Below are 23,221 nucleotides of genomic sequence, written 5' to 3'. Positions count from 1 at the left end.
TGGCCCCGCCGGCGTCGCCGGCGGGGCCTTTTGTTTCAGTGCTCGGCGGGCAGCGCCGCGATGCACTTGAGTTCGATCGCGATCGGCGTCGGCAAGGCGTCGATGCCAACGGTCGTGCGGCAGGCGTCGACGCCGGCGAAGTACTCGGCGTAAAGCTTGTTGTAGACAGCGAAGTCGCGCGCCATGTCGGTGAGGAACACGGTCACGTCGACCAGGTCCTCCCAGCGCGCGCCGCTCGCTTCCAGCACTGCGCGTACGTTGGCGAACACCTGCCGGCATTGCGCCTCGATGTCGTAGGCGGCGAGGCTGCCGTCGTGCTCGTGGACGTTTCCCGGCACCCGGTTCGTGCCCGGTTCGCGCGGGCCGACCCCGGAAAGGAACAGCAGGTTTCCCGCCCGTCGCGCGTGCGGATACGCACCCACCGGCGCCGGTGCGGCCTCGGTGCGGATGCCCCCGCTCACGCCTGGGCCTGCCAGCGCTCGGCCATGCCGTCCAGCGCCGTGCGGTAGGCCTCGGCCATGCCTTCGCGGCCGGTGACGACAAGTCCCAGGTCGTGCATATGCCCGTCGGTGAGACCGTAGATCCAGGCGTGCACGGCCAGCTTCTGGCCGCGCTCCCAGGCATCCTGCACGATGCTGGTGCCGCAGACGTTGAGCGCCTGCTCGATGGCGTTGAGTTCGCACAGGCGATCATGCCGGGCGGTGAAGGGAACCTGCGGCTGCAGCGAGGACTCGTGCTTGAAGGCGACGTCCTTGACGTGCCGCAGCCAGTTGTCGATCAGGCCGAGCCTGTCCTTGCGCAGCACCGCTGCCACGCCGCCGCAACCGTAGTGGCCGACCACCAGGATGTGTTCGACCTTGAGCACGTCGACCGCGAACTGGATGGTGCTCAACGCGTTGAGGTCGGTGTGCACCACCACGTTGGCCACGTTGCGGTGGACGAAGATCTCGCCCGGAGGCAGGTCGACGATCTGCGTGGCCGGCACGCGCGAGTCGGAGCAGCCGATCCACAGGTACTTGGGCGCCTGCTGTTGCGAAAGCTGTTCGAAGAAGTGCGGGTCCGCGGCGGTGACGCTGGCGGCCCAGCGGCGGTTGTTGGCAAGCAGGTCCTTCAGGGTGTGCGGCATGGTTTTTCCAGATCAGTAGCGGATGCAGATGTTCTTCGGCTCGGTGAAGAAGGCCAGCGCCTCGGTGCCGCCTTCGCGACCCAGGCCCGACTGTTTCACGCCGCCGAATGGCGTGCGCAGATCGCGCAGCAGCCAGCAGTTGGTCCAGACGATGCCGAAGTCGAGCGCGGCGGCGACGCGATGGGCGCGGGAAAGGTCCTGCGTCCACAGCGAGGCGGCCAGGCCATAGCGGCTGTCGTTGGCGAGGGCGACCGCTTCGGCCTCGTCCTCGAACGGGATGAGGCTCACCACCGGGCCGAAGATCTCGGTCTGGTTGGTCGCCGAGGCGTTGGACAACCCCTCGATCACGGTGGGAGCGACGAACCAGCCGTTGGCGCAGCGGCCTGGCATGGATATGGCTTCACCGCCACACAGTACGGTCGCGCCCTCGGCTCGCGCCTGGGCGATGCAACCCATCACCTTGTCGAAGTGCGGTTGGGAGACCAGCGCGCCGAGGTTCGTCGAGGGCTCGTCCGGATCGCCCACCACCAGTTCCCGCACGCGTTCCAGATAGCGTTCACGGAAACGCTCGTAAATCGAGCGCTGCACCAGCAGGCGCGAGCCGCACAGGCAGATCTCGCCCTGGTTGGCGAAGCCAGAGCGCACGATGGTGTCGAGATTGGCGTCGGAAAGATCCGCGTCGGCGAACACGAGGGCCGGGTTCTTGCCGCCCATCTCCAGCGACACTTTCTTGAAGCGCGGCGCCGCGGTGGCGGCGATGGCCGCACCGGTCGCGGTGCTGCCGGTGAAGGAAATCGCCTTGACCTGCGGGTGTTCGACCAGCGGCTGTCCCACGCTCGGACCACGACCCTGCACGATGTTGAGCACGCCGGGCGGGAAGCCCGCCTCGATGCTGAGCTCGGCCAGCCGTGCGGCGGTGCAGGGCGTGACTTCCGAGGGCTTGGCCACCACCGCGTTGCCGGCGGCGAGCGCGGGCGCGATTTTCCAGGTGAACAGATACAGCGGCAGGTTCCACGGGCTGATGCAGCCGACCACGCCCAGCGGCTGGCGCAGCGTGTAGTTGACCGCGCCGATGTCCGGCTGGCCGAGCGCCATGGCATGCGACTGGCTGTCCCAGCCCTGGATCGCGGCGGCGAAGTAGCGCAGGTTGCTGACCGCGCGCGGGATGTCGAGGTTGCGTGCCAGCGCGAGCGGCTTGCCGCTGTCGCGCGATTCGAGCGCGGCGAACGCGTCCAGGTCCTGCTCGATCAGGTCGGCCAGGCGGTTCATCAGCCGGGCGCGCTGCTCGAGCGGCGTGTGCGCCCAGGCGGGTGCGGCGCGATGTGCCGCGGTTACGGCATCAGCGACATCGTCGGCGTCGGAATCGGGGCAGTGCGCGAAGAGTTCGCCGGTGGCCGGTTCGTACACGTCGAGCCAGCGGTCGGCCCTGGGAACCACGAGGCGGCCGTCGATCAGGTTGGCGAGGCGCAAGGAAGGCATCCGGACAAGCTTACGACCTGCGACGAGGGATTGCACCGGACGGAGGCGTATGCACACGCCTTCGTGGGATGGGCATCACCCGGCCGTGCGGAGAGCGGATGGGCCGAAGCCCACCCGACAGGCTAGCTCAGCGCGCGCGTGCGACCGCCGTCGACGGCGATGCTGACGCCGTTGACGTAGGCGGCGGCAGGCGTGCACAGGAAGGCGATCACCGCGGCGACCTCGGCGGGTTCGCCGAAGCGGCGCGCGGGAACCGTCGCCATCAGCTCGTGCGCGATGTCATTCTCGCTGCGACCGCTGTTCTTCGCCTGCGTGCCCAGCAGGCTGTCCAGCCGACCGGTGCGGGTGTAGCCGGGCAGTACGTTGTTGACGGTGATTCCATCGGCGGCCAGTTCGCCGGAGAGCGTCTTGGCCCAGGCGGCGACCGCGGCGCGCACGGTGTTGGACACGCCCAGGTTCGGGATCGGTTCCTTCACCGAGGTCGAGATGACATTGACGATGCGGCCGTAGCCGGCTTCGCGCATGCCCGGCAGCAAGGCCTGCACCATCGCCTGGCCGGCGATCAGGTGCTGGCGGAAGGCGGCCTCGAACGCGGCCGGGTCGGCGGTGTTCGCCGGGCCGCCGGGCGGGCCGCCGCTATTGTTGACCAGGATGTGCACCGGGCCGGTCGCGGCGAGCTCGGTGACCACGCCCTGCAGGCGCGTGGTGTCGAGCATGTCAACCGCCTGCCAGCGATGATCCTGTTCGCGCGGGCGCGGCAACTGGCCGGCCAGCTCTTCCAGCGGGCCGGCCGAGCGTGAGAGCAGGGTGACGGTCGCGCCCAGTTCGGCCAGCTCGATGGCGCTGGCGCGGCCGATGCCCTGCGAGGCACCGCAGACCAGTGCGTGGCGGCCGGTGAGATCCAGTTGCATCGCATGCCTCCTTGGTTGGACGTGCCTTGGCGGGAGCCCGTTTGGGGCGATGCCCTTTCTCGCCCTGGTCCTGAAGCATCCCCGCAGACGGGTTCCCACGAAAGGCGGAACAGGGTCAGCGTGCCTTCCACTGCAGGAACATGGCGGCGAACCAGCAGCCCCAGGCCAGCCATGGAGATACCCGCCACAGGCCGAACCAGCGAGTGATCGCATCGTCCTGCAGCAGCTCCGGCAGGCGCGGTTGGGAGGAGCGCAGCACGTGCTGCATGCGCATCCAGGTGCGCATGCCGCTGGGTTTCCCCTGCTCGGGCTCGGCAATGATCTTCCACTGCTGCGGGTGACGCTCGCGCAACAGCCGGGCAATGCGGTACTGCGCCAGGTAATACAGCACGAAGCAGGCGATGCCGCCGGTCAGGAGCAACAGGTAGAGTTCGACGAGGGAGTTCACGTGCCGCTCTTGCTCCAGTGCGTGGGCAGGGCGGTGCGCAGCGTGTTGAGCAGGCCCTTGCCTTCGGGCGCCTTGTCACAGATGCCGTTCTCCACCGCCTTGGCGTAGGTCTCGTTCATCATGCCGATCCAGACCGTGCCGTCAGGCCCGTGCGGAATGCGGAAGCTGCCGTTGGACGTCATGCGCACCGGAGCCTCGGCCGAGAACGTGGCCGGCGACTGCTCCCAATAGGTGTCGCTGGCCTGCTGGTCGGCCGAGCTGTAGACCACCAGGTAGCGTGCCTTGTCGTTGGTCACCTTGAGCTGGCCGAAGGCGCCGGTGGTGGCGCTGCTCCAGCCCATGTACTCGCACAGCGGTATGTCCTGCGAGTCGACCGGCTGGAACGCGGCGTCCAGCAGCACGGTGGTAGGCGCGAACAGGTAGCTCGAGTGCAGCCAGCGGCCGTTCAATTCGGACTTCAACGCGACCCGGTAGGGCAGCTTGACGTCAGTGGGCAGGCGGAAGGCGAGGAAGTAGCTGCGCACGCCATTCAAGCTGGCCACCATGCTGCCAGGGCCCAGTTCGAATTTCTTCGGGCGCCACGGCAGCGGGGTCAGGTAGGAGAAGTCCGCGAAGCTGCCGCAGCATGGCGTGGCCTGCTGCAACTGCAGCTTGGCCTGCGCCAGCGCATTGCCGGTGTCGGTGGGCGCGCGCAGGTTCGGCGGGACCAGCACCTTGACGCTGTGGCATGCGCCAAGCAGCAGGGTGAGGGCGATCAGCAGGAAAGTCAGCGGAAGGCGACGGAGCATGGCGATCAGAAATCGGCGGATCCGGCGGCGCGCGGGTAGGGGATCGCGTCGCGGATGTTGGAGAGGCCGCACACATAGCACAGCAGGCGCTCGAAGCCCAGTCCGAAGCCGGCGTGCGGGACGGTGCCGTAGCGACGCAGGTCGCGGTACCAGCTATAGGTGTTGAGATCCAGGCTGAACTTGGTCATGCGCCGGTCCAGGTAGTCCAGGCGCTCCTCGCGCTGGCTGCCGCCGATGATCTCGCCGATGCCCGGCGCCAGCACGTCCATCGCCGCGACCGTCTTCTCGTCGTCGTTCAGGCGCATGTAGAAGGCCTTGATCGCCTCGGGATAGTTCATCACCACCACCGGACGGCCGACGTGCTTCTCGGCGAGATAGCGCTCGTGCTCGGTCTGCAGGTCCACGCCCCAGGCGACCGGGTATTCGAACTTCTGGCCGCAGTTCTTCAGGATATCGATCGCGTCGGTGTAGTCGATGCGCTCGAACGGCTGGGCGATGAAGTTCTCCAGGCGCGTGATGGCATCCGGCGTCACGCGCTCGGCGAAGAACGCCATGTCGTCGGCCCGCTCGTCCAGCACCGCCTTGAAGATCGCCTTGAGGAAACGTTCGGCGCAGTCGGCGTCGGCCGCCAGGTCGGCGAAGGCGATTTCCGGCTCGATCATCCAGAACTCGGCCAGGTGGCGCGGGGTGTTGGAGTTCTCCGCGCGGAAGGTCGGACCGAAGGTATAGACCTTGCTCATCGCCAGGCAATAGGCCTCGACGTTGAGCTGGCCGGACACGGTCAGGAACGCCTCGCGGCCGAAGAAGTCCTTGCGGAAATCGATCTTGCCTTCGGGCGTGCGCGGCAGGTTGGCCAGGTCCAGCGTGGACAGGCGGAACATGTCGCCGGCGCCCTCGGCATCGGAGGTGGTGATGATCGGCGTGTTGATCCAGAAGAAGCCTTCGGACGTCAGGTGGCGATGGATCGCCGTCATCATCGTGTGGCGCACGCGGGTGACCGCGCCGAACAGGTTGGTGCGCGGGCGCAGGTGGGCGACCTCGCGCAGGAACTCCATGGAGTGCTGCTTGGGCTGGATGGGGTAGGTTTCCGGGTCGTCCACCAGGCCGGTGACTTCCACGCCGGTCGCCTGGATCTCGAACGCCTGGCCCTTGCCTTGCGAGGGCACCAGCGTGCCGGTGACGATCACGCCGGCGCCGGCGGTCAGGTGCCGGATCTCGCTCTCGTAGTTGGCAAGCGTCGCCGGCGCCACCGCCTGGATCGGGTCGAAGCAGGAGCCGTCGCTGACGTTGACGAACGACAGGCCCGCCTTCGAATCGCGCCGCGTGCGCACCCAGCCGCGGACGGTCACGGTACTGCCGGCTTCGATGGCGCCCGAAAGGGCCTGCTTCACGCTAGACAAGGTCGGGCTGACTGCCGCCATGGGTTGAAACTCCTGCGCGCGCGCCGCATCTGGACGCTGTCGTGTTCGATTCGCACGCCGTACTTCGGCGCGTCGGGGCAAACCCACATGATAATGTAGGCCCGCGACCTTCTTCACCTTCAGGCGCCATGAGCATCTCGATCACTCCCCCCGCGCGCGAGCGCATCCGCCAGTTTCTCGCCCAGACGCCCGAGGCGGTGGGCGTGCGTTTCGGCGTCAAGCGCACCGGTTGTTCCGGCTTCGCCTACGTGGTGGACCTGGCCGAGGACGCGCGCCCGGATGACCAGGCGCTGGAAGTGGACGGCATCCGGCTGATCATCGATGCCAAGAGCCTGCCCATGGTGGAGGGCACGGTGATCGATTTCCGCCGCCAGGGCCTCAACGCCGCATTCGTGTTCCACAACCCCAATGCCACGGGGGAGTGCGGGTGCGGGGAGAGCTTCACCGTCGGCTGAACGGCCGCGTTTTACCGGGTAAGGTGCCATCGGCCGCGACCGCCACGCTTGGCCGGCCGCGCCGCAAAGGCCGGCCGAATCACGTTCGCTTTACGCCACCCCGCGCGTCGCGATACACTTCCGCTTCTGTCCATGCCCGATCGGCGTGGACAGGTACTTGCCTCACCGCCATGCGCGGGAGGCTGCGAGGCCCCTCGGGGCCGCATCCACAAGGAGCCAACACCACAATGACCATGCGTCATTACGAAATCGTGTTCCTGGTCCACCCTGACCAGAGCGAGCAGGTCCCGGCCATGATCGACCGCTACAAGGCGCTGATCGAGGCTGACGGCGGCAAGGTCCACCGTCTCGAGGATTGGGGTCGCCGCCAGCTGGCTTACCCGATCGAGAACCTGGCCAAGGCGCACTACGTCATGCTCAACATCGAAGTGGGCCAGAACGCGCTGAACGAGCTCGAGTCCGGTTTCCGCTTCAACGACGCGGTGCTGCGTCACCTGGTCGTCAAGCGCGACGAGGCCGACACCGAGCCGTCCTTCATCCTGAAGTCCAAGGAAAAGGATGACGCCAAGTCCTCGCGTCGCCGCGACGACGATGGCGACGGTGACGACCGTCCGGCGCGCCGCGAGCGCGATGACCGCGACAACGATCGCGACAGCGACTGATCCAGGAGCACACACCCATGTCCAAGTTCTTCCGCCGCCGCAAGTTCTGCCGCTTCACTGCCGAAGACGTGAAGGAGATCGACTACAAGGATCTCAACACGCTGCGCCAGTACGTCACCGAGAACGGCAAGATCGTTCCCAGCCGCATCACCGGCACGAAGGCGCGCTACCAGCGCCAGCTGGCCACCGCCATCAAGCGTGCCCGCTTCCTGGCGCTGCTGCCGTATACCGACAACCACGACGTCTGAGCTTGATCCTTCTTCCTTCCGGGGGAGAGGGGCAGACGCAACTTCGGACAACCGTCCACGGCTGCGCCGGCCTCACCGGCGCTAACGAAAGGAAAGACCCATGGAACTGATTCTTCTCGAGAAAGTCCGCAACCTCGGCAACCTGGGCGACAAGGTCAAGGTCAAGCCGGGTTATGGCCGCAACTACCTGCTGCCGCAGGGCAAGGCCGTGCCGGTCACCGCCGCCAACCTCGAAGCCTTCGAGAAGCGCCGCGCCGAGTACGAGGCCAAGGCCAACAACCTGCTGTCCGACGCCGAGGGCCGCAAGGCCAAGCTGGAAGGCGCCGAGGTGACCATCGCCGCGCACGCCAGCCCGGAAGGCAAGCTGTACGGCTCGGTCGGCCCGCGCGAAATCGCCGAGGCGCTGGAAGCGACCGGCCACAAGGTCGGCAAGGGTGAAGTGATCCAGGGCGAAGGCCCGATTCGCAACACCGGCGAGTACGACGTCGTGATCAGCCTGCACGCCGACGTGCAGACGCAGGTCAAGGTGATCGTGGTCGGCGAGAAGTAAGCCGATTCGTCACTGCGGTAAACGGACGGGCGCCTTCGGGCGCCCGTCTTGTTTTTGAGTTCCTCGCCAGCGCGCGAGAAAGCCCTTGGGCGCCGATGTGGCAAGGCGGTTGCGCCCCGACAGGGCGCTCCTCAAGTGTGTTGGCACCGAGCGACGCTCCGGAAGCAGCGCCGGCGCCCAGCGGTGTGATCACCTGTAGGACGGGTCGTCTGGTTCGATCGGCGCAACGCCGATACCCAACGGCTTTTCATCCATGCCGGGAGCGCCGGCCGTGGCCGCGTCACCCATGCGGTTGCCCCGCTCGGGCACTACCATCCCGCTGCCCAGGCTTGGATCGGCCGCGTCGCCAGTGCTGGCACCTTGGGCGGCATCGTTGACGGTGCCGGCCTGCACGCCGCCGACGACATCGGGGCCAGACGCGTTGTCGGCACCCATGCCGGTGCCGACACCGCTGATGGCGGGATTGCTGGTTGTCTTGCCTTGACCGGGACCGGTCGGCGTGGTCGATCGGGACATCGGGATTCCTCCTCGAAACTGGACCCCATGCTGCCTACCGGGCAGTGATCACGTCGTGGAACCGGCCGCAGCGGTGTGCCTGCCGTTCGGGCCGGTGCGTCAGATACAAGCGACCAGCGCCGTTTGGTCGAAGGCTGGCAACGGTATGCTCGCGTCACCCGCATCCGAGGAGTGCACATGCGCCGCCATCACCCCGAACGCCACCGGACCGGCCACATGGGCTGGCTGCGCGCCGCCGTGCTGGGCGCCAATGACGGTGTCGTCTCCACCGCCAGCCTGCTGATGGGCGTGGCGGCCGCGCACGCCGACCGTCACGCGGTGTTGCTTGCAGGCGTCGCCGCACTGGTGGCCGGAGCGATGTCGATGGCCGCCGGCGAGTATGTGTCCGTGCATTCGCAAGCCGACAGCGAACAGGCCGAGCTCGCCCGGGAACGCGAGGAACTGGCCACCGACACGGATGCCGAGCATCGCGAACTGGCGAACATCTACGTCGGCCGCGGACTGGAACCGGCGCTGGCGCGGCAGGTCGCCGAACAGCTGATGGCGCATGACGCGCTCGATGCCCACGCACGCGACGAGCTGGGCATCACCGAGGTATTCCGCGCCCGCCCACTGCAGGCGGCGGCGGCCTCGGCGGCGAGTTTCGCGATCGGCGCCCTGGTCCCGCTGCTGGTGGCGGCGCTCGTGCCGGCGTCGATGCAACTGGCCCTGGTGTTCGCCATATCGCTCGTCTGCCTCGCGCTGCTCGGTGCCGCGGCTGCGCGGATGGGTGGCGCCGCGGCCGGCGTCGGCGCGATGCGCATCGCCTTCTGGGGCGCGCTGGCGATGGGCGTAACGACCGGCGCGGGCATGCTGTTCGGCACGGTTCCCTGAGCGCCGGCCGCCATCGCGCGGCTTGCACATCGTGCCTACCGGCGTTATGCAGGGAGAAGGCAAATCACACGGCGGGATGCGCAATTGAAAAAGAAGCAGTCTTCGATCGGGACGTGGCTGGTCTCGGGCGTGGTGGTGATCGTGGCCATTGCGGTGGGCGTGTTCATCTGGCGAAAGGCCACCCAGGCGGGCGGCGAGCCCGCGCCGGTGGCGACGTCGCCGATGCCCGGCAATGCCGGTACCGGTCCGGCCGCTGCGTCCACCGCGATCCAGCATCCCATTGCACAGGCCGGTCCGGCGCCGGCCACGACCGCGCCGCTGCCGGCGCTGGACGCCAGCGATACCGACGTTGCCAGCGCGCTGCTGTCGCTGGGTGGCAACTCGCTCGGCGGGCTGCTGCAGCGCGACCAGATCGTCCGTCGCGTGGTGGCCACGGTGGACGCATTGCCGCGCCAGAGCGTGGGCACCAACATCCTGCCGCTGAAAACGCCCAAGAACGCGTTCCTGGTCGACCAGGCCAATGGCGCCATCACGCTCAGCCCGCGCAATGCCGAGCGCTATGCGCCGTACATGCAGGTGTTGCAGGGCACCGATCCCAAGGCGCTGGTGGCCTGGTATGTCGCGAACTATCCGCTGTTCCAGCAGGCCTACCGTGACCTGGGCTACCCGAAGGGCTATTTCAACGACCGGCTGGTGGTGGCCATCGACGACATGCTGGCCGCGCCGGTGCCGGATGCGCCGGTGACGCTTGTGCAGCCGAAGGTGTTCTACCGCTATGCCGATCCCGGCCTGGAGGCGCGCTCGGCGGGGCAGAAGCTGCTGATGCGCCTGGGCGCCGACGACGAGGCGAGGGTGAAGACGAAGCTGCGGCAAATCCGCGATCTGCTCACCGGCGCCACGCTGCCGGCCGGAGCCGCGTCGGCACGATGACGGGCAGGGTGGGCTTCGGCCCACCCTGCGTGGTCCCTAGCAGTGGTTGGGCGGAAGCCGCCGGTGGACGGTGGTTGCCGCGATAGCCGCATGGCCCACCGCAACGCTGATCTGGTTCAGCGCGCTGACCACGTCGCCGATGGCATAGATCCCCGGCACGCTGGTCTGAAGGTGATCGTCCACCACAAGCGCGCCCTCGTCGTCCAACCGGGCACCGAGCGCCGATGCGAGTTCCGATTGCGCGTCGGCGCCCAGCACGGGATAGAGCGTTTCCAGCCGCAGCCGGCGACCGTCGGCGAAGAACGCCTGGCAGGCCCCGTCGATTAGTTCCAGGCGCTGCGGGGCGGGCCATAGCTGCACGCCGCAGTCGGAGGCGCGCCGCTGCATCGGCTCGTCCAATGGTGAGTCGTCCGCGGCCAGTGCGCAGACATGGCGGGAGAACGTACGCAGGAACGCCGCGTGCCCGATCGCCGTGTCGGCCGGTCCCAACACGCCGATCACGTCGTCGCGCGCCTCGTAGGCGTCGCAGACCGCGCACAGGCGCACCGTGCCGGCGGCGATCGCGTCCTCCACGCCCGCCACCGACGGCAACCGGTCGACCACGCCGGTGGCCAGCATCACCGTGCGTGCGTGCCAGTGGCGCTTGCCGTCGCTGGCGGTAAAGCCGTCCGCGTGGCGCTCGAGCTGGGTGATGCGCGTGCGCACTTCCGGCACGTTGTAGGCCTGCGCCTGCAGCCGGAAGCGCGCCAGCAGTTCGTTGCCGGCCACGCCGAACGGAAACCCCGGGCAGTTGTGGCTGGCCGGGATCCATCGCGCACGGCTGGCTCCCGCGTCGGCCACCAGGATGTGGCGTCGGAAGCGGGCCAGATAGGTAGCCGCGGTGAGGCCAGCCGGGCCGGCTCCCACGATCAGGCAATCGAGCAGTTCGTCGGACATGCGGGTGTGCCATGGGGCGACAGCATGGGTGGCCGGAGCGTGAAGCGACGCCTCAACTGCAGCGGGCGCAACGAGACAGCGCCCTCACGGACCCTTGCCAACGCGGCGACAGTGGGAGGCCGATAGTGTGAATTGCGTCACAGGTTGAGCCCTGCGACGGGTCCCCGGACTGCCTTGGTGGTTCGCGCGGGGGGCGCGGGGAGCCGACACGGATCGCACGAACTGCCGGAACCGACACTTCCAATCACCAGCCCGGCGCGCACGGAGGCTCGCGAGGAGTGCGCTTGCCAGGATCCTCCACGCCAGCATCAACAGGGGGCGATTTCATAGCCGGCAGCGGCGAGATGGCGGCGAGCATCCGCGCTTTCGACTGGGCCACCACCCCGCTGGGCCCGTTCGACCAGTGGCCAGGTTCGCTGCGCACGCTCGTGTCGATGATGCTGGAGAGCGAATTGCCGATCGCACTCGGCTGGGGCCCGGAGCTCACCTGCCTCTACAACGATGCATACCGGCCGCTGCTGGGCAGCAAGCCGGAGGCGCTGGGGTGGCCCTTCCGCGAAGTCTGGCCGGAAGCGCCCGACATCACCGAGCCGGTGATCCATCACGTCCTGGAAGGCCGCCCCAGATGTTTTCGCGATGCGCGTTTCCTGCTGGAGCGGGACGGTTTTCGCGAGGTGGCCTATTTCGACTACTGGATCGGCCCGGTCCGCGACGAGGGCGGGCAGGTGCAGGGCCTGATCAACGAAGCGATCGAGACCACCCAGCGCGTGCTGGCGGACCGGCGCCTGCGCTTCCGCACGCGGCTGGGCGACACCTTGCGCGACCTGACCGACCCGCGGGAGGTGATGGCCGCTGCCGCGCGCAGGCTGGGCTGGCACCTGCGGGCCGATCGCGTGGGTTACTGCGAGGTGGACGAGACCGGCGAGTACTTCACCGTCGAGCGTGACTGGACCCGTGGCGGCATGCCCAGTGGCGTGGGCCGGCACCGCCTGTCCGAGTTCGGGCCCAGGTTGATCGCCGAAGCGCTGACCGGGGTGGCCATCCGTGTCAACGACCCCTTCGACGATCCGCGGGTCGAACTGGATGAGGCCAAGGTCCACCACGCACTCGGCGGCCTGCGTGCGAGCCTGACCGTGCCGCTGGTCAAGGGCGGCCGGCTGGCTGCCTTTCTTTCGGTGCAGCAGCGCGAGCCACGGCGCTGGACCGACGAGGACGAGGCGGTCGTGCGCGAGGTGGCCGAGCGCACCTGGGCCAACGTCGAGCGCGCGCGCGCCGAGTCGGCACTGCGCGCGACCAGCAACCGGCTCAAGCTGATCCTCGAAAGCACGACCGGCTACGGCATCCTGACGCTCGACCTGGAGGGCCGCGTCACCCTCTGGAATGCCGGCGCGCAGCGGCTCCTGGGATGGCGGGAAGACGAGGTGCTGGGCAAGCGCGCGGACATGGTCTTCTTCACGCCGGAGGACCGCAGGCAGGGCGTGCTGGAGGAGGAAATGGAATGCGCCGCAGAAACCGGGCGGGCGCAGACCGATCGCCAGCGCGTGCGCAAGGACGGCTCGCGTTTCTTCTCCAGCGGCTCGATGATGCCGCTGCGCAATGGGGGCGGTCGGCTGCTCGGCTATCTCAAGGTGTTGCGCGACCGCACGCTTGAACACCAGGCTCAGGAGGCGCTCGAGCGTGGCGTGGCCGAGCGTACCGCCGAGCTGGCCGCGACCAATCGCCAGTTGCTTGCGCAGATCGAGGAGCGCGAGCGGGTGGAGGCCACGCTGCGCCAGATGCAGCGACTCGAAGCGGTCGGCCAGCTCACCTCGGGCGTGGCGCACGACTTCAACAATCTGCTGACCGTCATCACCGGCAACATCAGCATGCTCGAGCGCGTGTGCGCCGAAAAGCTCGAAGACGATCCGCGGATTGGCCAACGGCTGACCTACATGAAGGACGCCGCCACGCGTGGCGCCAAGCTGACCGCGCAGCTGCTGGCGTTTTCGCGGCGGCAGCGGCTGGAGGCCAAGGCGGTGGACCTCAATGGCATCGTCACCAGCATGCGCGACCTGTTGCAAAGCTCGATGGGTGGTTCGGTCCAGCTGACCATGGAACTGCAGCCCGGCTTGTGGACTGCGCTGGTCGATCCGACCCAGATCGAACTGGTGATCCTCAACCTGGCGATCAACGCACGCGACGCGTCGGCCGTGGGCAGCGAGCTGATCGTCGAAACGGCAAACGTGTCCCTGGGCGACCTGGCCTCGCGGCCGGAAGAACCCGCGCCGGGCGATTATGTGATGGTCGCGGTGACCGACCATGGCAGTGGCATGGCGCCGGACGTGCTCGCGCGGGCGTTCGAGCCGTTCTTCACCACCAAGGAGGTCGGCAAGGGTTCCGGGCTCGGGCTGGCGCAGGTGTACGGCTTCGCCAAGCAGTCCGGCGGCGGCGTGCGCATTGCCACGCGGCTGGGCGAAGGCACCTCGGTCAAGGTGTACCTGCCGCGTGCGGTCGATGCCATCGTCCAGGCGGACGACCTGCCGCACGCGCCGGTGCACCCGGTCGGGAGTACGGTGCGGCAGTGCATCCTGTTGGTCGATGACGATACCGACGTGCGCGAGGTGACCGCGGCGATCCTCGCCGAGCGCGGCTACGAAGTGATCGAGGCCGGCAGTGGCGGCTCGGCGCTGGACGTGCTCGACCGCGAGGGAGGCGAGGTCGACCTCATGCTGATGGACTACGCCATGCCCGGCATGAACGGCTCGGAGGTGGCGCGCGAGGCGCACGCCAAGCGGCCGTCGCTGCCTGTCCTGTTCCTTACCGGCTATGCCGACTTCGGTGCCTTCAAGGACATCGGCGACGACCGCATCGTCAGCAAGCCGTTCCGCGACGAGGACCTGCTGGCCAAGGTGCGGAACATGCTCGGTGCCGACCGCCGGGACGTTCCGGCGCGCCGCGCATGAGCGTCACGCGCTCCTCAAGCCGATACCGCCACGCGCTGCTCGGCCACGACCGGGGCCGCACGGACGGTCGGGCCTGGCACCATTTCCAGATCCACCTCGCCGGCATCGCGCGCCTGGGCCAGGTCGCGAACCAGTCGCGAGGGCTCGACATCGGCCGAGACGCGAGTCAGGCAGAAGGCGCGATTGCGGCCGCTGGCCTTGGCCTGGTACAGCGCCAGGTCGGCCAGGCCCAGGGCGGCCTCCCAACCCTGGCCCGGGTTCGCCGGAAAGCTCACCGCGCCGATCGACGCGGTGACGATCACCGCGTGGCCTGCGACTGTCACCGGGGCGTCGCCGATCGCGTGCAGCACGTGACGGGCCAGCGCCGGCAACGCGCCGGCGGGCGTGTCGGGCAGCACCAGCACGAACTCCTCGCCACCCCAGCGCGCGATCGCATCGCCCTGGCGCAGCAGGCTGCGCAGGCGTTGCGCGACCGCCACCAGCACGGCATCGCCGGCGGCGTGTCCCCAGCTGTCGTTGATCTGCTTGAAGAAATCCAGGTCCAGGATCATCAGGCCGGTGCCGGCATTCCATCCGGTGTCGTCCGCGCGCCGTTGCACCGGCTGCTGCAGGCGCTCGAGCAGCCCTTGTGTATGGCGCCGGTTGTACGCGCCGGTCAACGGATCGATCGAGGACTGCCATGCCAGCCGGCGATTGGCCTGGCGGGCACGGCGAATCGAATGCATCAGCCACACCGAACCCAAGGCGAGCATCACGGCCAGCGCGATCCACAGGCGATTGCGCCAGCCCTCGGCCGCCAGCTGGGCCTGCTTGAGCTGGTTCTGCGCCGACAGTTGGGCGATCTGCTGGCTCTTGCGTTCGGCCGCATATTTTTCCTGCAGGTCCAGCACCGCCTTTTCGCGCTGCTGGCGGGTGAGATCGGCCTCCAGCGCGTCGGCCTTGTGCAACTGCGCCAGCGCCTCACGGTCGCGGCCGGCGCCCTCCAGTATCCGCACCAGCTCCTGCGTGATGCCGATGACGTAGGTCGTGTTGCCGTGGCGCTCGGCGATGTCGATGGCCTGCTGCAGGGTAGCCACGCTTTCATCGAGCTTGCCTTGTCGGCCAAGCGCGATGCCGATGTTGGCCAGCGGTGCGGCGCGGTCGATTTCGCTGCCGGCGGCGCGGGCGAGGGCATCGGCGCGGCGGGCATAGTCGAGCACGCGCTGGTTCTGCCCGGGTTGGCTGAGGTAGTAGTCGGAAAGATTGTTGAGCGCCAGGATCAGGGTATCGATCTGGTCGGGGTCGTGTTCGGAGATGGCCAGCGCGCGTTCCAGTGCGACCCGCTGGTGCGGACGATCGTCCAGCAGCGAGTAGGCGTGGCCCAGATCCAGGGCGATGGTGCCCATGAGCGCCCGGTAGTTCACCGCGTCGGCGCGGGCATAGGCCTCCTCGCCCATCTGGACGGCACGGCGGGGATCGCCCAGGTTGGCATTCGCGCCGATCATGCTGGCGAGCAGGCGGATCTGCGCGGCCTCGTCATGGTGGTCGGCCGCCAGCGCATAGGCCTCCAGGGACAGTTCGATGGCCTGGTTGAAACGTCCGTCCACTGCGCTGTTCCATGCTTGCGCGGACAACAGGGCCTCGCGCGCGCCATCGTCAGGCAATTGCGCCAGCAGCGCGGCGGCCTGGTCCAGATAGGTCTCGCCCGCGGCGGGCGTGGAGGCGCGCACGGCAAGCCGGGCCTTGGCCAGAAGCAGGTCGAAGCGGCAACGGGCGCAGTCTTCGCTGGTCGCCATGGCCTCCATGGCAGCCATGCCCGCCTTCAGCGGTGCAGCCCGATCGCCCCCCAAAGCGAGATCGAGCATGGCACTCTGGTAGCGCCAGCGACGCGCCAGTGGCGCATCCGCTCCTGGCACGTCGTCGACGTTGCGCAAGCGCTCCATCGCCGCGGCCACCGAGCGGAACCCGTGCAGACGCTGGTCACGCAGTGCCTCCTCCAGATGCTCGCCCGCGGCCGCGCGGACCGGCAGCACCAGGAACAGGCACAACAGGAGGAAGGTCTTCATCGCCCTGTATCGGCCGGTTCCGACGGGCGCTTGAGCCGTCGCGTGCGTGCAGTTGCGCCACGGCGCAGGCCGATTCAAGCTTGCGCGCGCATGGCCGATAAGCGATCAGGAGTCTTGTTGCCGAACGCGCCCGCCCACGGCGCGGAGAAACATGCTTGAACCTGTCCGTCGTCCCCGACTTCCTTGCCATTGGCGGCCTGGTGCTGGTGTTTGCCGGGCTGCTCAGGCGAACCCGGCAGATGCGGCCGCGCTTCTGGCTGGTCGGATGGGCGATGATCCTGGTGCACATCGTTGCGCAGTTCGTCGAACGCAATCTCGCGCCCGGACCCGCGGCGGACGCTGCGCTGGCCGTCTCGCTGTCGATGCTGCTGCTGGCCAGCGTCGCCTTCGTCTGGGCCGGCTCCGACGCGCGCCTGGCCTGGTGGCGGGACCTGGGCATCACGCTGTTGGCGGCGGCGCCGGACGTGGCGTTCTTCGTGCTGGCCGCCTATGGGGCGGACGTTCGCTTCCCGTATCTCCTGTGCACCGGGCTAGGCATGGCCTCGACCGCCTGGCTGTTCCGTCGCGATCGGCGCAAGCCGTCCTGGTGCGTGCCGGTGGTGGTCGGGATCTATGCGCTGCAAGGCATGTTCGCCTGGCAGGGCGCGATCGACCAGGCGCTCAACTGGATGCTGTTCTGGCACTACCTGGCGGTGGCGTTCTGCTTCTACCGCGGCGCGGCGGGTCCCTCGGTCGGCGTGGCGTTCACCACGGTGAGCTTCGTCGCGTGGGCGGCGGTGTTCCCGGTGGCCGCCGCGCTCGCTCCGTGGCTGGCCGGCTGGGGCATCGAGGACGAGGCCTGGAATTTGCCCAAGTTCCTGGTCGCCACCGGCATGATCTTCACCCTGCTGGAGGAGCAGATCGGCCATGCCGAGCATGCTTCCCAGCACGATGCATTGACCGGCCTGCCGAACCGGCGCGTGTTCGCGAACCGGCTGGAGCAGGCGCTGCGGCGTGCGCGCGAGAGCGGGGGGCGCGTCGCGATGCTGGTCATCGACCTCAACGATTTCAAGCGCATCAACGACACCCTCGGCCACGCCGCGGGCGACGCGCTGCTGCACTTCGTAGCGCAACGCCTGCAGCAGGGCATCCGTGCGGGCGACACGCTGGCGCGGCTGGGCGGCGACGAGTTCGCGGCGATTTTGCCCGACGTGGCCGATCGCGCCGCTGCGCAGGTGCGCGCCGAACGCCTGGCGCGCGCCTTCGATGCAAGCACCGACTTCCAGGACCTGCAGCTGTCCATCGGCGCGAGCATCGGCCTGGCGCTGTTCCCGGACGACGGCCAGGACGAGACCCGGCTGTACGCCGCCGCCGATCGCGCGATGTATGCCAGCAAGCTGGCCGAGCGAGGGGGCCAGGAGGATAGGGATCCGGAAATGGCATAAGGCAGGCCCCTCCCGGTTTTCACTCTCGAGGGAAGGGGAGAACCTGAGGACGTCCCGCTGAAGGAAGCGGTGCCCCGCTATGAGGCCTTCTTCCAGCGGGAGCGCACGGGCGCAATGGCCTAGCCTGCGCCCCGGAACCGATCAGTCCCCCGACAGGTTCCTGTCGCGCGAAGCCAGGTCGCGGGTTTCCGGCGCATCGGGTACGTTGCGTTGCGCCTGCGGCAGCGCGCGCGCCTGCTGGTGCTCGGCGAGCCAGCGGCGAAAGCCGGGCTCGTCCACCGGCCGGCATATCAGGAACCCCTGCAGGCCGTCGCAGCCGATCCGTTCCAGCGCAAGGCGCTGCGGCACGGTTTCCACGCCCTCGGCCACGGCGGCGATGCCCAGGCGATGTGCCACGTCGATGATGAAGCTGGCCAGCGGATTGGCCGCGTTCGGGCTCAGGCCGCTGACGAACGCCCGGTCGACCTTGAGCACATCCAGCGGAAGGCGCTGCAGGTAACTCAGTGAGGAGTAGCCGGTACCGAAGTCGTCCAGCGCAAGCCGGAAGCCGGTTTCGGACAGCTGGTTGAGGGTTTCCAGCGCGCTGTCGAAGTCCTGCAGCAGCGCGCTCTCGGTCAGTTCCAGGGTCAGCCGCGATGGCTCGATGCCGGCAGCGCGTACCTGTGCTTCCAGTTGCGCGGCGAAATGCGGATGGTTGAGCTGCCAGGCGCTCACGTTCACCGCCAGGCGGCCGCCGAAGGCCACGCCGTCACGGTCCCAGGCGCGGATGTGTGCGCAGGCCTGGCCAATTACCCAGGTGCCGAGCGCGTGGATCAGCCCGGTTTCCTCGGCCAGCGGAATGAACACCGACGGCGAAAGCTCGCCCAGTTGCGGATGCTGCCAGCGCAGCAACGCCTCCGCGCCCAGCAGTTCGCCGCGACGGTTGACCTGCGGCTGGAAGTGCAGGGCAAATTGCGTGGGCATGCGGTCCTGTTCCAGCGCGGTACGCAGGCCGCGTTCCAGCGTGAGCCGGGTATCCGCTTCCTGCTGCATTGGCTCCAGGAACAGGCGCACGGTGTTGCGCCCGGCGGCCTTGGCACGATAGAGCGCGATGTCGGCGCGGCGCAGCAGGTCGGCCACGCCCTCCTCGCCAGCGGGGAACATGGCCACGCCAACGCTGGCCCCGACCGCCAGGACGCGACTGTCCACCGTCACCGGCTCGGCCAGGCGCGCGACCATCCGTTCGGCCGCTTGCTCGGCCTGCGCCTGCACCGCCGCAGGCGCGCCCGCCAGCGGCCCCAGCACCAGCACGAACTCGTCGCCACCGAGCCGCGCGAGCATCGCGTCCGGTGGGGCGGCGGCGAGCAGGCGGTCGGCGATGGCCTCCAGCATGCGGTCGCCGATCGGATGACCGAGCGCGTCGTTGATGGTCTTGAAGTTGTCCAGGTCGATCAGCAGCACGGCGCCGTGCTGGCTCCGGGCCAGGGTGTCGGCATGCAGTTCGGCAAGGTGGTCGAGCGCACGCAGGCGGTTGGGCAGGCCGGTGAGGCTGTCGTGGTAGGCCACGTGGCGCAGGCTGAACTCGGCCTCGCGACGGGTGTGCGCCTCCGCTTCCAGCCGGCGCGTGGTCTGCTCCAGCTGCACCGTGCGCTGGTGCAGCTGGGCGGCAAGCGACAGGCCCATCAGCAGCACGAAGGGCAGGAACGAGAAGGCATCCAGGTAGGGATAGTGATGGTCGAGCGCGTCCACCACCACGTCGCCCCAGAGCAGCGCGGCGAATTGGGCCAACAGGCAGATGGCCAGTAGCGCGCCGCGCAGGCTCTCGCCTCCGCGCATCTGCTTCACCGCGCGCCCAAGCGCCCAGAGGAAGGCGACATAAGTCAGCGCGTGGAACAGCAAACCCCACGGCGAGGCGGTGCCGGCCACGTCGTACAGGCGCTCGCCCCAGGGCAGGGCGATGCCTGTTCCCGGCACCAGCCGGGTGAAGAACACGGTGCCGGGCAGTGCGAGGTTGAGCCAGACGAAAAAGCCGACCACGACGCTTACCGCCAGTTGCAGCCGTGGTTGCGGCGGGCCGCCGGTGTAGGCGCGGATGAAGATCACGAAAGGCAGGAAGGAAGTCGCCGCCGCGCCGATCATGGTGCGAAGCGCGCCGGTGGCCATGGCCAGGCTGGTCGCCGTATGCAGCAGGGCGTTGGCGAAGGCGAGGGTGGCGACGCACAGGCACAGCGACGCGTAGGAGAGATACATTGCCTCGCGCCGGCGCCAAAGCCCGACGACGGCGAACTGCGTGCCCGAGGCGAGCGCGATGCCGGCGGTCGCTACCAGCGCGGCTGTGTAGTAGCCGAACGTGATCGGGCTTGCGTCAACCACCATGCTCCCCTGCGCCTAAGGGCTGCCCGCGCACGATAACCGAACTGTGTCCACGCGCACAGCGGGCGCGGCCGGGCGGTCAGAAGCGGTCCAGCGGTTCCAGGCCATCCAGCGGCACCTCGATGGTGCAGACCACGCCCTCGGGCGCGAAACCCAGCGCCACGCGCCCGCCGATCTCGTGACGCAGGCCGCGTTCGATCAGCCGCGAACCAAAGCCGCGTCCCGTCGGCGGTTCGACCGGCGGCCCGCCGGATTCGGTCCACGTCAGACGCAACGTGCCGTTGGCCTGCCAATCGATGTCGATCCGGCCTTCCTGGTTGGAAAGCGCCCCGTACTTGACCGCGTTGGTGCCAAGTTCGTGCAGCACCATGGCAAAGGCCAGCGCGTGGCGTGGTGGAAGCCAGACCGGCGGCCCGGTCGCCTTCAGGCGCTCGTGGTGCTGGTCGCGGTAGGGCGCGATCGCCTCGCGCACGATCTCCGCCAGCGGCGCGCGACCCCAGCTCTCGCGGGTGAGGATGTCGTGCGCGCGCGACAGCGCCATCAGGCGCCCCTCGAACTGGAGCCGCGCCAGTTCCGGATCGACGCCGGGACGGTAGCTCTGCATCGCCATGGACTGCACCGTCACCAGCGTGTTTTTGACCCGGTGGTTGAGCTCGTGCAGCAACAGTCGCTGGTGCTGCTCGTGGCGTTTGCGTTCGGTAATGTCGTGGAAGAGCACCGCGACGCGCCGGTGCGTGCCGTCGTCCAGGCGACAGGCGTAGACGTCGAACACCCGCCCGCGGCTGACCATGCCGTGCTCGAAGCGGAAGGAATCGCCGCTGCCGATGACGCTGTCGAAGGTGTCGTACCAGAACGCCGAAGCGTCCGGGAACACCTCGCGCATGGTCCTGCCGACCACCCCGCCGATGCCGGTGTGCGTCACGAACGCCGGGTTGGTGACCAGGTAGCGGTAGTCCGACGGCTGGTCCGGCGCGGTGTCGACCCTTTCGAGCAGGCAGAATCCCTCGTCGAGCGCGTCGAACAGGGTGCGATAGCGCCGCTCGCTTTCGCGCAGCGCGCGCTCGGCGCGGGCCCGCGCCACCGCCGCCCAGATGCGTTCGGCCACTTCGCCCAGCAAGGCCACCTCTTCGTCGCGCCAGTGCCGCGGGCGGCTCTGGTGCACGTAGAAGGCAGCCACGAATCGGCCGCCCTTGAACAGCGGCACGCCCACGCCGGCACGCACGCGGCCCGTCTCGGCATAGCTTTGTTCGGCACCACGCGTGCGGGCGTCTTCCAGCGTGTCGTCGAGCACGACGGTCTGGCCCGCGCGGTACTGCTCCACCACCGCGGCCCCGAAATCCATCAGTCGCACGCGTCCGGCCAGGCTCGGCATCCGGCCGTCGGTCCAGTCGCGCTCGACCATGAAGAACTGCCCGCAATCGGTCACTTCGCCGTAGCCGCAACGGCCCACGTCCAGGTGGCGACCGACCATTTCGCCGACGGTGCTGGTGATCTGCGCGGCGTCGGTGAGCCCGCGGATGCGATCGCCCAACTGCAGCAGGAACGACTGCCGCGCCTCGCCCAGGCGCAGGCGCTCCTCCATGCGACGGCGCTCGCTGGTATCGCGCGAGACGCCCACTACCTGCTCGATGCGGCCGCTGTCGGCGCGTACCGGCCCCCACACGAACTGGAAGTAGGCCCGCGGTCCGGTCGGGCCGGTGAAGAAGACCTCGTCCTCGACCGTTTCGCCGGTCTCGAAGATATGCCGCAGGTGGCCGTCCAGCCGTTCCGCGAGCGCGGGCGGGTAACCAAGTTCCTGGAACGTCTTGCCGACGGGGTTGTCGGCGGCCCCGAACAACTGGTGCATGGCGCGATTGGCGTAAGCGAAGCGGTGTTCGCGATCGAATGCGTAGATGTAGTCGGGGATCGAGTCGAGCATCGCGGTGAACAGGCGCGATGGCCCCGGCGCGATTCCCTCGTAGCCGGCCACGCCCGAATCGCGCAGGCGCGCGATCAATACCTGCTGGTCGCGGTCCAGATGCGCTTGTGCTTCGCTGGCACTGCGCAGGCGCACCAGCTCGGTCACGTCCTCGCAGCGGTGGAGCACCAGCGCGACCTGGCCATGCGGGTCCATCACCGGGGTGTTCATGATGGTCCAGAAGCGCGGGCTGCGCTGGCCCGAGCGCCTTCGCTGGACCACCATCGGCAGGGTGTCCGGAACGCGGTGCAGGAGTACACGTCCCAGCGAAAGGCGCAACTGTTCCTCGACCTCGGCGCGATTGGGCCAGGAAGCGAGCAGGTCGAAGCCGGGACGGCCCAGCAGGTTCTCGCTCGACTGGCCGCTGGCGCGCAGCATGGCATCGTTGGCGGCGACCACGCGGAAGTCAGGCGGGGCGAGCATCAGCAATGGCGCCGGCGCTGCCTGGAACAGCGCACGAAAGCCTGCGCTCAGGCCGGCTTCGCCCATCACGTCGTGTAGGCGGTGTTCGGCGCTCAGCCGCGAGGTGTTTTCCACGGCGGTGTGAAAGGCGCCGGTCACCCGGCCGTAGCGGTCGCGGATGGCCGAGAAGGTGTAGGTGAAAAACCGTTCGGTCGCGGTGCCGGACTCGTTGTTCAGCAGGACCGGCCAGTTCTCCGCCTCGCTCGGTTCGCCGTGGGTGAACACCCGGTCCAGCATGGGGCCGATCAGTTCGCGCGCCTCGGTCCAGTTCTCCAGCACCGGCCGGCCCAGTATCGAAGGATGCCGGTGCCGCGCGATGGCGCAGTAGGCATCGTTGTAGATCTGCAGGCGCTGTTCGCCCCAAAGGATCGCAATCGGCAGCGGCGAGGCCAGGCAGATGTCGACCGCGGTGCGCAGGTGCGGCGGCCAGCCGGCGATCGGCCCCAGTGCGGTGGCGGCCCAGTCGTGCCGGCGAATGCACTCGGCCATCTCGCCTTGGCCCACCGGCCATGTGGATGAGTGCCGCGTGCTCTGGACCATGGAAAGCTCCAAGGTGTCGACCGCGCAGGCATCATGGCAGCAAGCTTTCCCGGCAAAAAGCTGACGCGGTAGGTACTTCCTGCGGCGATTTTCGCGGCCGTCCAGCCGCCCCGGGGGCGGTTCCGTTTGTCGATTCCAGGCCGGGTCGCGCGTCGG

20 protein-coding genes are annotated in these 23,221 nt (G+C 68.6%); 8 read left to right on the top strand and 12 right to left on the bottom strand.

What is annotated here, in order from left to right:
- Positions 1-35: 35 nt before the first annotated feature.
- From ACFWZ4_RS03420 to asnS, 7 genes are all read right to left on the bottom strand, one after another.
- Complete coding sequence (locus tag ACFWZ4_RS03420; RefSeq protein ID WP_439703315.1) at positions 36-461, bottom strand: RidA family protein; 426 nt, start codon at positions 459-461, stop codon at positions 36-38.
- Complete coding sequence (can, locus tag ACFWZ4_RS03415) at positions 458-1,126, bottom strand: carbonate dehydratase (RefSeq protein ID WP_439703314.1); 669 nt, start codon at positions 1,124-1,126, stop codon at positions 458-460. The genes ACFWZ4_RS03420 and can overlap by 4 nt, the downstream gene beginning before the upstream one ends.
- A 12-nt stretch (positions 1,127-1,138) precedes the next feature.
- Positions 1,139-2,605, bottom strand: coding sequence for an aldehyde dehydrogenase (locus ACFWZ4_RS03410; RefSeq protein WP_439703313.1), 1,467 nt, complete (start codon positions 2,603-2,605; stop codon positions 1,139-1,141).
- Positions 2,606-2,727: 122 nt separating this feature from the next.
- A complete protein-coding gene (locus tag ACFWZ4_RS03405; protein WP_439703312.1) occupies positions 2,728-3,516 on the bottom strand; it encodes an SDR family oxidoreductase in 789 nt (262 codons plus the stop codon).
- A 115-nt stretch (positions 3,517-3,631) separates the two neighbouring features.
- Positions 3,632-3,964 (bottom strand): hypothetical protein, encoded by a 333-nt coding sequence (locus ACFWZ4_RS03400; protein ID WP_439703311.1) that lies wholly within the window; start codon positions 3,962-3,964, stop codon positions 3,632-3,634.
- Positions 3,961-4,752, bottom strand: a complete 792-nt coding sequence (locus ACFWZ4_RS03395) for a hypothetical protein (protein WP_439703310.1) — start codon at positions 4,750-4,752, stop codon at positions 3,961-3,963. The genes ACFWZ4_RS03400 and ACFWZ4_RS03395 overlap by 4 nt, the downstream gene beginning before the upstream one ends.
- A 5-nt stretch (positions 4,753-4,757) precedes the next feature.
- Positions 4,758-6,173 (bottom strand): asparagine--tRNA ligase, encoded by a 1,416-nt coding sequence (gene asnS, locus ACFWZ4_RS03390; protein WP_439703309.1) that lies wholly within the window; start codon positions 6,171-6,173, stop codon positions 4,758-4,760.
- Between the two features lie 128 nt (positions 6,174-6,301).
- On the opposite strand from asnS, the gene ACFWZ4_RS03385 reads away from it, so the two are divergent.
- The 4 genes from ACFWZ4_RS03385 (at position 6,302) to rplI (ending at position 8,088) form a co-directional block, all read left to right on the top strand.
- On the top strand, positions 6,302-6,628 hold the full coding sequence (locus ACFWZ4_RS03385) for a HesB/IscA family protein (protein ID WP_439703308.1): 327 nt from the start codon (positions 6,302-6,304) through the stop codon (positions 6,626-6,628).
- A 227-nt stretch (positions 6,629-6,855) separates the two neighbouring features.
- Positions 6,856-7,290, top strand: coding sequence for a 30S ribosomal protein S6 (rpsF, locus tag ACFWZ4_RS03380; RefSeq protein ID WP_439703307.1), 435 nt, complete (start codon positions 6,856-6,858; stop codon positions 7,288-7,290).
- 17 nt (positions 7,291-7,307) lie between these two features.
- Positions 7,308-7,538 carry a 30S ribosomal protein S18 gene (rpsR, locus tag ACFWZ4_RS03375; RefSeq protein ID WP_209619137.1) on the top strand — a complete coding sequence of 77 codons (231 nt, stop codon included), beginning with the start codon at positions 7,308-7,310 and terminating at the stop codon, positions 7,536-7,538.
- 100 nt (positions 7,539-7,638) lie between these two features.
- Positions 7,639-8,088 carry a 50S ribosomal protein L9 gene (gene rplI, locus ACFWZ4_RS03370; protein ID WP_424683635.1) on the top strand — a complete coding sequence of 150 codons (450 nt, stop codon included), beginning with the start codon at positions 7,639-7,641 and terminating at the stop codon, positions 8,086-8,088.
- A 189-nt stretch (positions 8,089-8,277) separates the two neighbouring features.
- Here the strand turns inward: rplI and ACFWZ4_RS03365 are convergent, their stop codons facing one another.
- The gene (locus ACFWZ4_RS03365; RefSeq protein WP_439703306.1) at positions 8,278-8,604 is read right to left on the bottom strand and encodes a hypothetical protein; all 327 of its coding nucleotides are present in this window, start codon (positions 8,602-8,604) and stop codon (positions 8,278-8,280) included.
- A 177-nt stretch (positions 8,605-8,781) separates the two neighbouring features.
- On the opposite strand from ACFWZ4_RS03365, the gene ACFWZ4_RS03360 reads away from it, so the two are divergent.
- Positions 8,782-9,477, top strand: coding sequence for a VIT1/CCC1 transporter family protein (locus tag ACFWZ4_RS03360; RefSeq protein WP_439703305.1), 696 nt, complete (start codon positions 8,782-8,784; stop codon positions 9,475-9,477).
- A gap of 84 nt (positions 9,478-9,561) precedes the next feature.
- Positions 9,562-10,407, top strand: coding sequence for a DUF3014 domain-containing protein (locus ACFWZ4_RS03355; protein WP_439703304.1), 846 nt, complete (start codon positions 9,562-9,564; stop codon positions 10,405-10,407).
- Positions 10,408-10,443: 36 nt separating this feature from the next.
- On the opposite strand, the gene ACFWZ4_RS03350 is transcribed toward ACFWZ4_RS03355, so the two are convergent.
- The gene (locus ACFWZ4_RS03350) at positions 10,444-11,343 is read right to left on the bottom strand and encodes an NAD(P)/FAD-dependent oxidoreductase (protein WP_439703303.1); all 900 of its coding nucleotides are present in this window, start codon (positions 11,341-11,343) and stop codon (positions 10,444-10,446) included.
- A gap of 344 nt (positions 11,344-11,687) precedes the next feature.
- Between ACFWZ4_RS03350 and ACFWZ4_RS03345 the strand changes: the two genes are divergently transcribed.
- Positions 11,688-14,285, top strand: coding sequence for a response regulator (locus ACFWZ4_RS03345; RefSeq protein WP_439703302.1), 2,598 nt, complete (start codon positions 11,688-11,690; stop codon positions 14,283-14,285).
- 14 nt (positions 14,286-14,299) lie between these two features.
- On the opposite strand, the gene ACFWZ4_RS03340 is transcribed toward ACFWZ4_RS03345, so the two are convergent.
- Positions 14,300-16,330 (bottom strand): diguanylate cyclase, encoded by a 2,031-nt coding sequence (locus tag ACFWZ4_RS03340; RefSeq protein ID WP_439703301.1) that lies wholly within the window; start codon positions 16,328-16,330, stop codon positions 14,300-14,302.
- Positions 16,331-16,485: 155 nt separating this feature from the next.
- Between ACFWZ4_RS03340 and ACFWZ4_RS03335 the strand changes: the two genes are divergently transcribed.
- Entirely contained in the window at positions 16,486-17,754 is a 1,269-nt protein-coding gene (locus tag ACFWZ4_RS03335; RefSeq protein ID WP_439703300.1) for a diguanylate cyclase domain-containing protein, read from the top strand.
- Between the two features lie 141 nt (positions 17,755-17,895).
- Here ACFWZ4_RS03335 and ACFWZ4_RS03330 read toward each other — a convergent pair whose 3' ends face one another.
- Positions 17,896-20,109 (bottom strand): putative bifunctional diguanylate cyclase/phosphodiesterase, encoded by a 2,214-nt coding sequence (locus ACFWZ4_RS03330; protein WP_439703299.1) that lies wholly within the window; start codon positions 20,107-20,109, stop codon positions 17,896-17,898.
- A 76-nt stretch (positions 20,110-20,185) separates the two neighbouring features.
- The gene (locus ACFWZ4_RS03325; RefSeq protein ID WP_439703298.1) at positions 20,186-23,014 is read right to left on the bottom strand and encodes a PAS domain-containing protein; all 2,829 of its coding nucleotides are present in this window, start codon (positions 23,012-23,014) and stop codon (positions 20,186-20,188) included.
- Between the last annotated feature and the right edge of the window lie 207 nt (positions 23,015-23,221).

This window comes from Frateuria sp. GZRe12, assembly GCF_051900535.1.
In the GTDB taxonomy this organism is placed as follows: domain Bacteria; phylum Pseudomonadota; class Gammaproteobacteria; order Xanthomonadales; family Rhodanobacteraceae; genus Frateuria_A.
This window is presented reverse-complemented; position numbering and strand designations above follow the sequence as displayed.